The sequence below is a fragment of the Pseudoalteromonas sp. BZK2 genome, from assembly GCF_014349195.1.
Lineage (GTDB): Bacteria > Pseudomonadota > Gammaproteobacteria > Enterobacterales > Alteromonadaceae > Pseudoalteromonas > Pseudoalteromonas simplex.
The window spans coordinates 37,129-52,037 of sequence record NZ_JACSOG010000019.1; the positions used below are offsets into that span (position 1 = coordinate 37,129).

Sequence of the window (14,909 nt, forward strand, 5' to 3'; positions counted from 1 at the left end):
TCAATAGTTTGTCCCTTTTATGGGTGGTTTTATAGTGCTGAATTCGCTAAAAATCATCTGCTTTGGTATACTTCGCCTTTGTGTGTGCGTGAGTTAACCGCACATGAGTAGTAGTTTATTTGAGAGAATACATGCTTAAGTACGTTTTTCGAGCTTTATTAACCGCTTTTTTTGCATGGGCGTTATTTTCGCCATTTATCGAAAAAGAAGTGACAGTTGAAGAATCTGAACAAACTCAGAGCACGCCTACCGGAACCCAGCGCGTAATCAAAAAAGAAAAACCATTACATAATGTAAAACTGCCTGACTTTGCAGCATTTACTGATGTAAAAGAGAAGAAACATGCTTTTTTTGATTTTATTCGCCCACATGTTGAGGCCGAAAATAAAAAAATTTTACAGCAGCGAGCTAAACTAGAAATTGCGCGCATGATGCTTGAGTACAATGAGCCGCTTACGAGCAAGCAAAAGTCAGATATTAAAAAAATTCTTACCAGCTACAAGTTGCCTAACACTATTGACACTTTATCGCTTACCCAAGCACTACGTCGAGTTGATATCATTCCTAAAGAGCTTGCGCTAATGCAAGCAGCAAATGAATCAGCATGGGGCACGTCACGCTTTGCACGGATTGGTTTAAACTTTTTCGGTCAATGGTGTTACAAAAAGGGTTGTGGCATGGTTCCTCGTCGCCGTGCTAACGAAGCGGCCCATGAAGTGACAGCATTTAAATCGGTACGTGCTGCTGTAAGCTCATATTTTAAAAATATTAATACCCATGCTGCGTATAAAGATTTACGATTAATTCGTGCCGATTTACGTCGCCAGCAAAAACCTATAGAAGCAACCAAGTTAACACAAGGTTTGTTATCATACTCTGAGCGCCGTGAAGCATATATTGATGAATTAAACACTATGATAAATCAAAATAGAGCTTACTTTGATGAATAAACTCCTTCCATGGTTAAAAGCAGCAACCATCGCGGTTGCGCTAAGCGCGGTTTCCTCTAAAGCCGCAGCAACTGAATTTGTTATTGCTTATGATGGCTTTTATGATCGTTTAAAAGTCGTGAATAAAGGTGAGTTTCAATACGCTCAAGTTAACTTTTATTTGTCTGATATTGCTAGTAACGAAGTATGCACTATTAAATCAGGTAAAATAATTACAGAAAAACAAGAGTTTGACTTAACTTATACAGATAAAGCTCAGTTACTTTTACCTTTTGATAAGCAATTAGATACAGATAAAGCTGTTATTGTTGTGCAACCAGAAAACCCTAAACATGAATGCCAATTAAAGTTACAGATTGAAGCGACTGATTTGGCAGATTTTGAACTTAGTAAAGCAAACTTATATACGTTAAATGAAGAGTTTGACGAGCTGTTATCTGATTTATCAGGCTTTTTTGTCAGCAAATTAATGTGGTTTTTGCTTCCTGAACAACAAGGTGTTGTACTTAAATTTAATGGTCAAGACGCTATCTCGGCAAATGGCGTTAGCTGTAAAGAGCAGCGTTGCTCAATAAAAGTAACAGACGACTGGCAAGACGATAACACAGTGTTAAACAGTCATGCTGAGCTTATCAGCGCCACACCTTGGATTGTTAAATAACGGACTATATATTGGCTAAAAGCGTTTAAACTTCGACAAAAGGGACCTTAATTAGGTCCTTTTTTCGTTGTGAAGCACAGATAGTTCTTATGTTTCTTTTTTCAAAAGTTTATCTCAGCATTTAGACGTATGAGCAAAATTGAAAATTCATCGTAGTTAGTACAATTACTATGACTGTTTCTTTGCTCTAAATTATTCCCTTGATTCATATTTTTCCTAACTATTTGTATTGCTGTGTATTTAAGGTTCAGTGTGTTTTGAAACATAGAAATAGTCGGAATGTATTAGTTTTCTCTGATTGTTTTTTATTATAGAAAAAAGACTTGATTGTATATTGCTAGCCTGATCTTTACTTAATTATTAAGTGCTAACTTTCTATTTTTAAATGAATTTTTAAGGAATGAAAATATAGATTTAGATCAAGTTACTTAGCTATAACTGGCTTAAAGTAAAACTATAAAGTTCTCAATATAGGTAGTTATAGTTTAATAGGAGTCGTTATGCAGACAGTCAATGTCGAACCTGTATCAGTAAAACAGCAGAATTTATCCGAACACAATGCTAAACAGGATGTGGTTTTTGATCTAGATGTTAAAAACCCAAGCTTAAAGTGGAATGCTGACGGTAAATACCCATATAAACGCAAAATGGACGTAGTTGAATACGAGCGCCATAAACACGAATTGCAAATCGAGCTTTTAAAAATGCAAGGCTGGGTAAAAGAGACCGAACAACAAATTGTGATTTTATTTGAAGGTCGAGATGCGGCAGGTAAAGGTGGCACTATAAAGCGTTTTATGGAGCATTTAAATCCTCGCGGGGCACACGTGGTAGCCTTAGAAAAGCCAACTACTAGAGAGCGAGAACAGTGGTACTTCCAGCGTTACATTAACCACTTACCTACTAAGGGTGAAATCATACTTTTCGATCGTTCTTGGTATAACCGAGCCGGTGTTGAGAAGGTAATGGGGTTTTGCGATGATCACGAATATTTGGAGTTTATGCGTCAAACACCTCAACTTGAGCGTATGTTGGTGAATAGCGGTATTAAGCTATTTAAATATTGGTTTTCAGTTAGTAGAGAAGAGCAATTTAGACGTTTTAAATCGCGCCAAAACGACCCACTCAAACAATGGAAGCTAAGCCCAGTTGATATGGCATCACTGGCTAAATGGCATGATTATAGTGATGCCAAAGATGCCATGATGTTTCATACCCATACTAAGGATGCACCTTGGACACAAATTCGATCTGACGATAAAAAGCGCGGGCGTATCAACTGTATGCGCCACTTCTTAAGTTGTTTAGATTACCCGGAGAAAGATCACGATGTAGTAAATTGTGTCGACTCGCTTATTGTTACCGAACCTACCCGCATGTCTATACGCCAGTGAAGGAGAATACTATGCAAAATTCACAGTCAGTATTTGAGAAACGTCTTGCTAAGCTCGAAAAAATTCTTGAAAAGAGTAAAAAAGAAGTGGCAAGAACCACTGAACTTGCAAAAGATGCAGCACTAAAAGCACAAGCAGCTGTAGAGTGTGCCAGCGAAGCTGAGAACCTAGCTGAAAATGCTAAAAAGCGCTTTAAAGCAGCAAAAAAGCAATTAAAAGAGGCTAAAGTGTTAAAAATTGCGCAGAAAAATGCGTCGAAAAAATCGGCTATAAAACGTGCCAAAAGATTGGCAAAGAATAAAAAAGCTAAAACTAAAAGCGCTTAAAGTTAACAAAGGGCACATGGCTATTGTGCCCTTTGTTTTTATTAAGCGTATCGCTGGACATTTTCACGATTCTCGATATGCTAAATGTCAATTTTTCAGGGACTTAAAAGCATCTTAATGAAACCTTTAGCGTCTATTTTTGTTATTTTACTGCTATGTTCAGCGTGTAGTAGTCATTCACTTATCAACCAAGAAATGCAAACTAAGTTGCAAGGCTCATGGCAGTCTACAAATAGCCCAGTTTGTGAAGCTAATTTTCATACCGTAGCTTTCAAAAACAACACATTAGAAATTTCTTACGACGAACGGGGCTATATTTCTGAGTCTGAAGCGAGAAAAACCTTCGTTTATAATATTCTCTCAGCAGAGAAAAATTTAGTCCGTGTGCAGCTTGAAAATGAAACTCGTTTAGATAATAAGGGCAAGCCAGTAGTTTGGCATCTAAAACCACTTAGAAATGATAAGTATTGCTGGGGTAGAGATGACTGGCCTGATCTTGCTTGTACAGCTTCCCGTTATAAATGCACAGTAAAATAAATAAGAAGTAAGTTTGCAGAAGTCAGAAAATTAAAGCTTTCAGCCTATAAATTCATAGATCTTTGAGTCTATTCCCAAAGCGCTGTGCTGTACGTGGTATCTCAACGAGAGAAGCGTTTTAATTATCCCACGCTAATCATTTCAACTCGCTCAAAAAGTCCGTATAATCCACGCCGAACTTTTTACTATGAAACATGGCTTACTAAAGCCTGTATGAGCAGAGCAAATGAATCAAACTGATACTAGAAAAGAAACTCTTGAATTTAATAAACTTCAAAAGCGTCTAAGAAGGCATGTTGGTACCGCGATTACTGATTATAACATGATCGAAGACGGTGATGTTGTTATGGCATGTATCAGTGGTGGTAAAGATTCTTTTGCAATGCTAGATATTTTGCTTAATTTACAAAAAGCAGCGCCGATTAAATTTGAAGTTATTGCGGTAAACCTTGATCAGAAGCAGCCTGGTTTTCCTGAGCACATTTTGCCTGATTACTTTGAGACGCTAAATATTCCGTATTACATCGTTGATAAAGATACTTACTCAGTAGTAAAAGAAAAAGTACCAGAGGGCAAAACAACCTGTGGTCTGTGTTCACGACTTCGTCGCGGCACACTTTATTCATTTGCAGAAAAAATTGGTGCAACCAAACTAGCACTTGGTCATCACATGGATGATATCGTTGAGACAATGTTCTTAAATATGTTCCATGGTTCACGACTAAAAGCGATGCCACCAAAATTGCGCTCTGATGATGAACGTAACGTGGTCATTCGTCCGTTGTCATATTGCCGTGAAAAAGATTTAATTAAATACGCCGAGCACAAAGACTTCCCGATCATTCCTTGTAATTTATGTGGCTCACAAGAAAACCTGCAGCGTCAATCAATCAAAGCGATGCTGACAGAGTGGGATAAAAAAACTCCAGGTCGTGTTGAGAGTATCTTTAAGTCTTTACAAAATGTTAGCCCAAGCCAGCTTGCAGACAGAAACTTATTTGATTTTGAAAATTTACCACTTGATAGAGAAGGCAATCGTGAAAGCTATGACTTTAGCGAGGCGGTGGTCTCATCAACAAACATTGATGAATCATTATTTATTGATGTAACAAATATATAAAACTCTTAAACTGTATATATAAAAAAGCCCCAAACAGGGGCTTTTTTAATGCATATTTAAAAGGTTATTTAGCAAGTGGGCTCACATAGCCGTCTGGTTTTAGTGCTAAAACATCGCAGTCAAGGCTATCAATAACATGCTCTGCTGTGTTACCGACAAGCGCTGCACTTAAGCCAGTACGTCCAACTGTACCTATCACTACTAATTCGCTGTTGAGGCGTGCAGCCACATCAGGAATAACATCTTCAGGTAAACCCTCTTCAATGTGGCAATGAGCTTTATCAATATCAAAGCCTTCAGCTAATGAAAGCGTTGATTCAAAGTGATGTTTTTTAACTGATTCGTTGTAAACACCTGGGTTAAACTCAGGAATTTCAATCGCGATATTAACCGGCGTTGCTGGGTAGGCATTTACTAAGTTAAGGGTGGCGTTGGCCAAGTCACAAATGAAGCGAGCGTCATTAATAATACGCTTGTTAAGTTCAAGGTGTTGTTCATTCTCACTCACTGCGTTTACAGCAGCTAAAATATTGCCTTTTGCTGGCCACTCTTTCTCTTTAACAAGTAAAACTGGTGCAGGGCACTTACGAATAAGATGCCAGTCAGTAGGAGTGAAGATAACCGATTTAAGTGTATCGTGTTGATGGGTGCCTTTAACAACAAGATCAAAGCCATCATTGATCACGGTATTGATAATAGCTTCGTACGGACGGTTATGCCAAACCACACAGCTATCAATAGTAAGATCAGGATAAAGGGCAATCTGCTCGTTTAACCATTCTTGGCGGTCTTTTATTACGGCTTCGCGCATTGCTTCACGCTCATCAGCAGAAAGCATTGTGGTCATTTCATAAGAGAAGTCGTAGATACTGAGGAAAGCGGTGATGGTCGCGCCAGATTTTTTGGCTAGATCAATTGAGCGGCTTAAACTATGTTGCTGCTCTTTGGTTGGGTCTATAACTGCTAAAATTCGTTTAATTGCGTCCATGTGCTGCTCCTTAACTGTTCCGCAAAAAGTAGTACTTTGAGTGTAACCTAAATTTAGAACAGTTAAAGGGGCAAACAATATAAAGTTGCGTTAAATCAAACTCTATTTACATTTAATCGCTGCTGTTGCTGCAAGCGCTTGCTGGTCCAAAATGGTGATAAATTTGCCTTCAACTTTAATAAAGCCCGCTTTTTGGAAGCGGCTTAAAAGGCGGCTAATTGTTTCAACAGTAAGGCCTAAATAATTACCGATTTCACCACGTGTCATGGTTAAACGGAATTCTTTACGTGAGAAACCACGTTCACCAAAACGCTCTGCAAGATTATAAATAAAACTTGCTAGACGCTCTTCAGCTGACTTTTTATTGAGTAACAATAACATTTCTTGGTCGTAGTTAATCTCATTACTCATTAAACGCATAATTTGTTGGCGTAGCTTAGGTAATTTACCTGCTAATTCGTCTAGAGTATCGAATGGAATTTCACATACCATTGAAGTTTCAAGGGCTTGCGAAAAGCTTTGATGAGCCATTTTGTTGATTGCATCGAAACCGACTAAATCACCAGCCAAGTGAAAGCCAGTAATTTGTTCATCACCTTGTTCAGACAAAGTATAAGACTTAAACGAGCCAGAGCGTACCGCATAAATAGCATTTAAGCTTTCGCCAGACTCAAATAAATAATCACCTTTGTGTAGAGGCTTTTTACGTTCGATGATTTCATCGAGACGATCCATTTCTTGACCGTTTAATGAAAATGGCAAACATAGCTGGCTGATACTGCAATTATTACAGCTAATTGTGCATAAGCCTTTTGACTTGTTTTGTGAGAAGTCCATACATCAAATCCATTCAAATAGGTTAACAACTTTAGGTTAATGAACTAACTTATCGGTTGCTATAATTAATAAGTATATACCGTACCATATTATTACGCTGCCTAGAATAACCCTTATCCAAACATGGTTAAAAAGAGTATTTATTTTTTGACTAACAAGACCAACACTGATCATTGCTGGAAAAGTTCCCAAAGCAAAAAATAACATTACGCCTGCACCGTGAAGAGCTGATGGGCTTGTGAGTGCCCAGGTTAACGCAGAATAAACTAGGCCACAGGGTAACCAACCCCACAAAGCGCCATAAAGCAAGGCTTTAGGGGTTGTATCGACCGGTAATAAAAAACGATTGAGTTTAGCTAAATGCTGCCATATGAGCGCCTTGCCTAGTTTTTCTAGCCACTGTAGGGTTGCCGCTAAGCGCATTATGTAAACCCCAACTAGTAGCATAAAAATACCACTCAAAAAAGACAAAGCTACCGATATACTGGTATTTTGCGCCGCGAAGCGACTACTAATTCCAGCTACGAGTGCACCGGCCAGCATATAACTGAGTGCTCGGCCTAGGTTGTATGCAACCGAAAAGCTTACTGCTCGATTTTTGTTGGCAGCAAGTTGTAAACTACTGGCAATGCCGCCACACATAGCTAGGCAGTGACCACTGCCTAACAAGCCCATTATAAATGCACTAATAAACAGCGGATCAATCATTACTTTTGTTATGCTGCTCTTTATCGTCTTCGAACAGAATACTGTGACCCTGTTTATTTAAATCAGAAAACTGCTCGCTTTTTACAGCCCAAAAGAATACCCCGATTGCAATTAGCACAAATAAAATGGCAATTGGGATAAGCATATAGATGATACTCATAGTTTTAATAACCTTAATGAGTTGGTAATAACCAAAATGGAGCTTGCAGACATACCGATGACGGCCATCCAAGGAGCTACGAGCCCAAGGGCTGCCAATGGTAAGATCGAACCATTGTAAATAAGTGATAATGCCAAGTTTTGCTTAACAATACGGCGCGTCTTTTTCGAGACAGTAAGCAAATGTTCTATAGCCGTTAGATCACTATTGAGTAATACCACATCGGCACTATTTTTGGAAATATCAGCGCCTGTTTCCATTGCAATAGATAAATGGGCACTGGCAAATACTGGGCTGTCATTCACGCCATCACCCACCATAGCAACAATGGCACCTTTACTGGCAAGTGCTTCGACATGGGTTTGTTTATCACGAGGGCTACATGCAGCATGCACGGTATCTAAATTTAGCTGTTTTGCAATTCGCTCACCACTGTTAGAGGCATCGCCCGTTAACATATGGCACTTAATTTGTTGCGAATGAAGTGTAGTAATCAATTTTTCTGCGTTATTACGTAGGCTGTCGGCTAAGTAAAAGCGAGCAATGACTTGTTTATCGATATATAAGGTTGCTTGCGCATCTGCTTTTTCGGTATCAAACCAACCGCTTTTACCTATCGCAAGGTGCTGATCATTGAGTAAAGCGGTAATGCCTTTACCCGGTTCGATAGTCACATTTTCAATAGGGTTCACTGTGTCGTTGAAACCAGCGAATGCATTAGCAATAGGGTGCTCAGAGAAACTTTCAAGTTGCGCTGCTAAGCGTAATGCATCAGCTTCACTGTATTGGGTGTTAACTAGTTCAACGCGTTCAATGGTAAAGCGACCTTGCGTTAAAGTACCTGTTTTATCAAAAGCGATATCTGTTAATTGTGGTAGCGTTTCTAACACATGGGCTTGTTTAATTAAAATTCCACGTTTTGTCAGGCTGGCTACAGCGCACGTGAGAGCGGTTGGAATTGCTAAGCTAAGCGCACAAGGGCAGGTTGCAACAAGTACAGAAATAGTAACCCAAAAGGCATGCTCGGGGTCTATTTGATACCAACCAATTGCTGTTATTGAGGCAAACACTAATAAACAGGCAACAAACCACTGCGCTACTTTATCTGTTATCTCAACTAATCGCGGGCGCTTGGTTAACGCTGTGTGTTGTAACTTAATAATTTGATTAAGCAGGGTATTTTGACCGATTTTGTTGATCTCAATACTGATCACACCATCATGGTTAATCGTTCCTGCGTAAACTTGATGGCTGACAAACTTATTAACGGGTTGATGCTCGCCAGTCATCATGGCTTCATCAACGGTTGTTTGACCTTTTGTAACAATACCATCAGCAGGAATGGTTTCACCTGCTTTGATCAACACAACATCACCCAGTTTTAGTTTTTTAGCTGCAATAATCGATTCTTGATTATTATCATCAATAATACGAGCTGTGAGCGGCAGTAACTTTTGCAAGTTAGCGGTAAATTCGCTGGCCTTTAAACGGGCTCTAAATTCTAAATATTTACCTAATAATAATAAAAAGGTAAACATACAGATAGATTCGAAATAAACTTCGCCAACCGACATTAATGTGGCATAACAGCTTGCCCCATAAGCACCAAAAATCGCTAATGAGACGGGTAAATCCATATTAAGCTGTTTGGCTTTTAAACCATTAATAGCATTGGTTAAGAATGGCAGGGCACTGTAAAGAATTACTGGAGATGCAAGTACTAAGCTTATCCAGCGAAAATATTGCTCGAAGTTCTCTTCCATGCCAGAGAACATGCCAAAATACATAGCGAAAGCAAACATCATTACTTGCATGGTCATCAGACCGGCAACCCCTAAACGGCGGATATAAGCTTTTGCGGCTTGTTGTTTTTGGCTCGCTTCAAGGTCTGCCTGAAACGGGTAGGCTTTATAGCCGATTTCATGTAATGAGGTGATAATTTGGCTAAGCGGTGTAACCGATTTATCCCATTGGATCATGGCACGGTTGGTCGAAGTATTTACATCAACACGTTTGATTGCTTTTAAGTTAAGTAGTTGTTTTTCGATTAACCAAGCACAGGCAGCACAGGTGATGCCTTCAACCGTTAATAGTACTTCTGATAAATCATTAGTGGCTGAAATAAACTCGTCTTGAATATCTTCGTTATCGTAACTTTTAATCAACTCGAGTTGCTCTGGAACAAGCTGTTCAACTTTACCAGAGCGAACAGTTCTAAATTTATAATAATCGGTCATGCCTTGGGCGACGATATTCTCAGCAACCGTTTGGCAACCAATACAACACATAGGTTGTGCCTTACCGTCTATTTCGACAGTCGCATTAAAGCCTTTTGGCACACTTTCAAGACAATGAAAGCAATTATCGGACATTAGAGTTTACTACTTATATTCAGGGCTAATCGAAATCGTTTTATCAGTTGGTAAAATGACATCTTCTTTAAGTTTCCAACTGTTATCGATTGGTTCAATAAACACTGTGTATGCACCGTCAACATGGGTGTCGAGTAGGGCAGTAAAATCGCCATGGGCGTTTTTCATTAAGCTTACATCAAAGTCATTGGCTTTAATGGTGCGATGATAAAAAGACATTTTTAAAGAGTGAACATTGCTTGCATCACCCTTGGTGAAAGTGAATGTTACTTTGTCGTCTGCAACATTTAAATCGCCATGTAAGTAAAGTGCTTTTGCTTTATTAAATTTGCTGAGTTCAAGGTTAATTGCCTTGCCTTTTTTATAATAATCGTCAACAACCATATCTGGGCCGTTGCCAATTGCCATATAAATAAGACCAGCACAGCCGATGATAGCTGCAAGAGGAAAAGAGATTAAAAACCATGGCCAAAAGTTTTTATACCAAGGAGTGGGTTTCATAGTACTTATACCTTTAAAAACGTTGTACGCATTTTATCGGATTTAAAAGCAAAAGACTAAAAAAAAGCCTCCAGATGGAGGCTTTTTTGATCTTAATTAATCTATTGAATTAAAAGATTAATTGTTTATACATTTTATTAACCGCGTGGTTATTTATCTTGCGATAAGCTGTAAACGTACGCTGTTAATAAGTGAACTTTATCTTCACCTAAAATGTCTTTCCATGCTGGCATTACACCGGCGCGGCCATTGATTAGTGTTTCTTCAACAGCACGTTTAGAACCACCGTATAACCAGATGTTATCTGTTAGGTTAGGTGCACCAAATGGTAAATTGTGTGCAACTGAACCTTTACCGTCAGCACCGTGACACGCAGCACACATTGCAAACTTAGCAGCACCTGCAGCAGCGTCTTTTTGGTTAACAGTACGGCCAGAAAGGCTAAGTACGTGAGCAGTCATTTCTTTAATGCCTTGCTCGCCAAGCGCATCACCCCAAGGTGGCATCGCAGCAACACGACCGTAAAGAAGTGTTTCTTTGATCTTGTCTGGTGAACCGCCGTATAACCAATCGTTATCTGTTAGGTTAGGGAAGCCTTGACCACCACGTGCATCTGAACCATGACATTGTGCACAGTTTTGAGAGAATAAACGTTGACCAATCTCAAGCGCTTTTTCGTCTTTAACTAGTGTTTCGATATCTTGTTTTGCGAATGACTCAAAGATTGGGCCAAAACGCTCATCAGCAGCGATAAATTCTTGGTCTAATTGAACGTTCTCACCGTTAGCTAATGCTTGTTCAGTCGCTTCTTTAGACTCAGCTAAAGAGGTAATACCTTGGTTAGAACTTGTCCATTTACCTAAACCTTCCCAGTTACCTAAACCTGGGTAAGCAGCAAGGTAGTATACAGACCAAATAAATGTCGCGAAGAACATATAAGTCCACCATTTTGGTAGTGGGTTGTTAAGTTCTTCAATGCCGTCAAATTCGTGACCACAGCTTTCGCCTTCTTTCACACCTGCGTAGTTTTTTAAGTTCCACAGAAGTAGGCCGAAGATGATAGCAAGACACGCTAGGGTTAATACAATAACCCATATACTCCAAAAGCTAGTCATTTCTCAGACTCCTTTTCCTCATTAGAGATTGTGTTGTTGTGTTTTTTTTCATCTTCAAATATGGCATTAGCAGCATCGTCAAAACGGCGTTTGCTACGCTTGCTGTATGCCCATACAACAATCACAATAAACAGTACTAAAATTACCAGAGTCAAAATGCCTCTGTATGTTCCGTAATCCATAATAATTACTTCAAGTGTGTGCCAAGCTGTTGTAAGTAAGCGATTAGAGCTTGCATTTCAGTTGCACCTTGACCACCGTTCATGGCTTCGATTTTCGCAATGTCAGCTTGTAGCTCTTCGTCACTTCCGTAACCTTTACCGTCGTAACGGTCGCTCGCTTTATCAATTCCGAAGCTATCACGGAATATTTGAAGCTTTTTAAGTGTATGGGTCGTATCGACTCTGTTTTCGTCTAACCAAGGAAACGCTGGCATGTTTGACTCAGGAACCACAGCACGTGGATCCATTAAGTGAGCATGGTGCCAATCGTCTGAGTAACGCTCACCAACACGCGCTAAGTCAGGACCAGTACGCTTAGAACCCCATTGGAATGGGTGATCCCATACTGACTCACCAGCTACAGAGTAGTGACCGTAACGCTCAACCTCGTCACGGAAAGGACGAATCATTTGTGAGTGACAGTTGTAACAACCTTCACGCACGTAGATATCACGGCCTTCCATTTCTAACGCTGTAAGAGGGCGTAAGCCATCAACAGGTTTAGTCGTATCGTCTTGGAACATGAGTGGAGTAATCTCAACTAATGCACCAAAGCTGATTGCAAAGACAGTCAAGATAGCCATTAGGCCAACGTTCTTTTCGACTATTTCGTGTTTGTTTTGTGAATTATTATTGCTCATCGTGCTACTCCATTATGCCAATTGTGCGTCAGCGTCTAGTTGAAGCGAATCTTTCTTCGCTGCAATAGTACGATAAACGTTGTAAGCCATAATTAGCATACCTGTTACGATGAATACACCGCCTAGGAAACGCATGATATAGAACGGATACGAAGCTTCTAATGACTGTACAAAGCTGTACATTAACGTACCGTCTGAGTTTACTGCACGCCACATTAGACCTTGCATTACACCAGAGATCCACATTGCTACGATGTATAGAACAACACCCACAGTGTGTAACCAGAAGTGCGTGTTAACTAGTTTAACACTGTACATACGGCCTTGTGAGAATAGTGCAGGGATTAGGTGATAGATAGCACCGATAGAGATCATTGCTACCCAACCTAGTGCACCTGAGTGTACGTGACCTACAGTCCAGTCAGTGTAGTGAGAAAGCGCATTAACTGACTTAATAGCCATCATTGGGCCTTCGAACGTAGACATACCGTAGAAAGATAGAGAAACAACTAAGAAACGAAGTACTGGGTCAGTACGTAGTTTATGCCATGCACCTGATAACGTCATGATACCGTTGATCATACCACCCCAAGATGGAACGAATAGGATAACTGACATAACCATACCTAAGCTTTGCGTCCAGTCTGGAAGCGCAGTGTAATGTAGGTGGTGAGGACCTGCCCAGATGTATAAAGAAACAAGAGCCCAGAAGTGAACAACCGATAAACGGTAAGAATAAACAGGGCGGCCTGCTTGTTTTGGTACGAAATAGTACATCATACCTAAGAAACCAGCAGTTAATAAGAAACCAACAGCGTTGTGACCGTACCACCACTGAACCATTGCATCTACAGCACCTGCGTAGATAGAGTATGATTTAGTTAGTGAAACTGGAATTGCCATGCTGTTTACAATGTGTAAAACGGCAACAGTAATGATGAAACCAGCGTAGAACCAGTTCGCAACATAGATGTGCGATACTTTACGCTTGATTAACGTACCAAAGAATACAACTGCGTAAGTTACCCAAACAACGGCGATAAGAATATCGATTGGCCATTCAAGTTCTGCGTATTCTTTTGAGCTTGTGATACCTAATGGTAAGGTAATCGCTGCTAGTACGATAACAAGTTGCCAACCCCAGAAGGTGAAGGCTGCTAATTTATCTGAGAAAAGGCGCGTTTGACATGTACGTTGTACGACGTAATAAGACGTCGCAAAAAGTGCACTTGTACCAAATGCGAAAATTACTGCGTTCGTGTGTAACGGACGTAGTCGAGAGTAAGTTAACCATGGTGTATCAAAGTTAAGTGCTGGCCAAGCTAATTGGGCAGCAATCAGAACCCCAACACTCATGCCAACGATGCCCCAAATCACTGTCATAATAGCGAATTGGCGTACAACTTTATAATTGTACTCAGTTTGTGATGCTACTGTTTGGCTCATTTTCTGGCTTCCGCTGCAATAAATGCGTTTTAGAAATGAATTACCCACTTTTATTCAAAGTGGGGCCTACTATTACTTCACAAGCGTGTTACCTAAAGCCAACTTAGCGGTGCTAGCTTCAGAAAACAAACTCGAGAAACCCTTATTTTTGCGATGGAAATGATAAAATTTTTGACCTTAAAAAGATAGGTCAATTGCATAAAATTATGACATCAATCAAATTTTAGCGATTTGTTGGTTATTTTTTGTCAGAGATTGTATTTTTATTGACTTATTATTAGGTGCCTGTTGTCTTTTTTGGGCATTGTAATTAGTATCTGACTTTATTTTATACAGGCAAATAGAGTGCGAATAAGCTTATTTCCCGTGTTCCTTTTTAGTCTTTTTTTAGCTGCATGTGATAGCCAAAGTATAGATAAGGGCAGCACAAGTACAAGTTGTCAGAACAATAGTCATTGCAATTACCCTAATAATGTAGAAGTTTGGCTAAGTAACCCAGATATCAGTCCAGAAACACCGTTTACGATTAACCTAAAGTTACCAAAGGAGGCTAAAAACCTTTCAGCAAAACTTGAAGGTGTCACCATGTATATGGGTTTTATTCCACTGCAGTTTAAACAGACAGGGCAAGTTTGGGTTGCTGATACTATGGTTGGCGCATGCTCTGAACCTGTTATGACTTGGAAAATGATGCTCACTTATACTTCTGGCGATAATCAACCTCAAACCTTGCTTTATTATTTCGATTCACTGCAAACTCGATAACATCTTCCTTCATTATTGTTGATCGCAGTTTTTAATTATCTAAAAGCTGTGATTAGCGCAATTTCTGCTTCACCTTTTTTTACTTGATGTTCTTTATTAGTCGTATTTTTATACGGTATTACAAACTGACGGAACAAAAACAAAAAATCATCCTCTAATACACTGTT

General features: G+C 39.6%; 17 protein-coding genes. 7 read left to right on the plus strand and 10 right to left on the minus strand.

What is annotated here, in order from left to right:
- Positions 1-131: 131 nt before the first annotated feature.
- The 6 genes from BIZ38_RS12900 to ttcA all read left to right on the plus strand — a co-directional run bounded on the left by BIZ38_RS12900 (position 132) and on the right by ttcA (position 4,988).
- Positions 132-950: a glucosaminidase domain-containing protein gene (locus BIZ38_RS12900; protein WP_054553042.1), complete on the plus strand. Its 819-nt coding sequence runs from the start codon at positions 132-134 to the stop codon at positions 948-950.
- Positions 943-1,611 (plus strand): DUF2987 domain-containing protein, encoded by a 669-nt coding sequence (locus BIZ38_RS12905; RefSeq protein ID WP_138618169.1) that lies wholly within the window; start codon positions 943-945, stop codon positions 1,609-1,611. The genes BIZ38_RS12900 and BIZ38_RS12905 overlap by 8 nt, the downstream gene beginning before the upstream one ends.
- Before the next feature lie 500 nt (positions 1,612-2,111).
- Positions 2,112-3,005, plus strand: a complete 894-nt coding sequence (gene ppk2, locus BIZ38_RS12910) for a polyphosphate kinase 2 (RefSeq protein WP_138618171.1) — start codon at positions 2,112-2,114, stop codon at positions 3,003-3,005.
- Positions 3,006-3,016: 11 nt separating this feature from the next.
- Complete coding sequence (locus BIZ38_RS12915; RefSeq protein WP_054553044.1) at positions 3,017-3,331, plus strand: hypothetical protein; 315 nt, start codon at positions 3,017-3,019, stop codon at positions 3,329-3,331.
- A 117-nt stretch (positions 3,332-3,448) separates the two neighbouring features.
- On the plus strand, positions 3,449-3,868 hold the full coding sequence (locus BIZ38_RS12920; protein WP_187490437.1) for a hypothetical protein: 420 nt from the start codon (positions 3,449-3,451) through the stop codon (positions 3,866-3,868).
- 226 nt (positions 3,869-4,094) lie between these two features.
- Positions 4,095-4,988 (plus strand): tRNA 2-thiocytidine(32) synthetase TtcA, encoded by an 894-nt coding sequence (gene ttcA / locus BIZ38_RS12925; protein WP_054553048.1) that lies wholly within the window; start codon positions 4,095-4,097, stop codon positions 4,986-4,988.
- A 64-nt stretch (positions 4,989-5,052) separates the two neighbouring features.
- On the opposite strand, the gene uspE is transcribed toward ttcA, so the two are convergent.
- From uspE to ccoN, 10 genes are all read right to left on the minus strand, one after another.
- A complete protein-coding gene (gene uspE / locus BIZ38_RS12930; RefSeq protein WP_187490438.1) occupies positions 5,053-5,976 on the minus strand; it encodes a universal stress protein UspE in 924 nt (307 codons plus the stop codon).
- Positions 5,977-6,078: 102 nt separating this feature from the next.
- Positions 6,079-6,813, minus strand: a complete 735-nt coding sequence (locus BIZ38_RS12935) for an FNR family transcription factor (protein WP_054553050.1) — start codon at positions 6,811-6,813, stop codon at positions 6,079-6,081.
- Between the two features lie 36 nt (positions 6,814-6,849).
- The gene (locus BIZ38_RS12940) at positions 6,850-7,521 is read right to left on the minus strand and encodes a sulfite exporter TauE/SafE family protein (protein WP_054553051.1); all 672 of its coding nucleotides are present in this window, start codon (positions 7,519-7,521) and stop codon (positions 6,850-6,852) included.
- Positions 7,514-7,681 carry a cbb3-type cytochrome oxidase assembly protein CcoS gene (gene ccoS / locus BIZ38_RS12945; RefSeq protein WP_054553052.1) on the minus strand — a complete coding sequence of 56 codons (168 nt, stop codon included), beginning with the start codon at positions 7,679-7,681 and terminating at the stop codon, positions 7,514-7,516. Before ccoS ends, BIZ38_RS12940 begins: the two co-directional genes overlap by 8 nt.
- Entirely contained in the window at positions 7,678-10,053 is a 2,376-nt protein-coding gene (locus BIZ38_RS12950) for a heavy metal translocating P-type ATPase (protein WP_138618189.1), read from the minus strand. The genes ccoS and BIZ38_RS12950 overlap by 4 nt, the downstream gene beginning before the upstream one ends.
- Before the next feature lie 9 nt (positions 10,054-10,062).
- Entirely contained in the window at positions 10,063-10,554 is a 492-nt protein-coding gene (locus tag BIZ38_RS12955; protein WP_054553054.1) for a FixH family protein, read from the minus strand.
- A gap of 149 nt (positions 10,555-10,703) precedes the next feature.
- Positions 10,704-11,669, minus strand: coding sequence for a cytochrome-c oxidase, cbb3-type subunit III (ccoP, locus tag BIZ38_RS12960; RefSeq protein ID WP_054553055.1), 966 nt, complete (start codon positions 11,667-11,669; stop codon positions 10,704-10,706).
- Positions 11,666-11,851, minus strand: a complete 186-nt coding sequence (locus BIZ38_RS12965) for a cbb3-type cytochrome oxidase subunit 3 (protein WP_010373992.1) — start codon at positions 11,849-11,851, stop codon at positions 11,666-11,668. Before BIZ38_RS12965 ends, ccoP begins: the two co-directional genes overlap by 4 nt.
- A 5-nt stretch (positions 11,852-11,856) precedes the next feature.
- Complete coding sequence (gene ccoO / locus BIZ38_RS12970; RefSeq protein WP_054553056.1) at positions 11,857-12,531, minus strand: cytochrome-c oxidase, cbb3-type subunit II; 675 nt, start codon at positions 12,529-12,531, stop codon at positions 11,857-11,859.
- 12 nt (positions 12,532-12,543) lie between these two features.
- Complete coding sequence (gene ccoN / locus BIZ38_RS12975; RefSeq protein WP_036967883.1) at positions 12,544-13,977, minus strand: cytochrome-c oxidase, cbb3-type subunit I; 1,434 nt, start codon at positions 13,975-13,977, stop codon at positions 12,544-12,546.
- A 366-nt stretch (positions 13,978-14,343) separates the two neighbouring features.
- Between ccoN and BIZ38_RS12980 the strand changes: the two genes are divergently transcribed.
- The gene (locus tag BIZ38_RS12980) at positions 14,344-14,742 is read left to right on the plus strand and encodes a hypothetical protein (RefSeq protein WP_138600035.1); all 399 of its coding nucleotides are present in this window, start codon (positions 14,344-14,346) and stop codon (positions 14,740-14,742) included.
- Positions 14,743-14,909 lie beyond the last annotated feature (167 nt).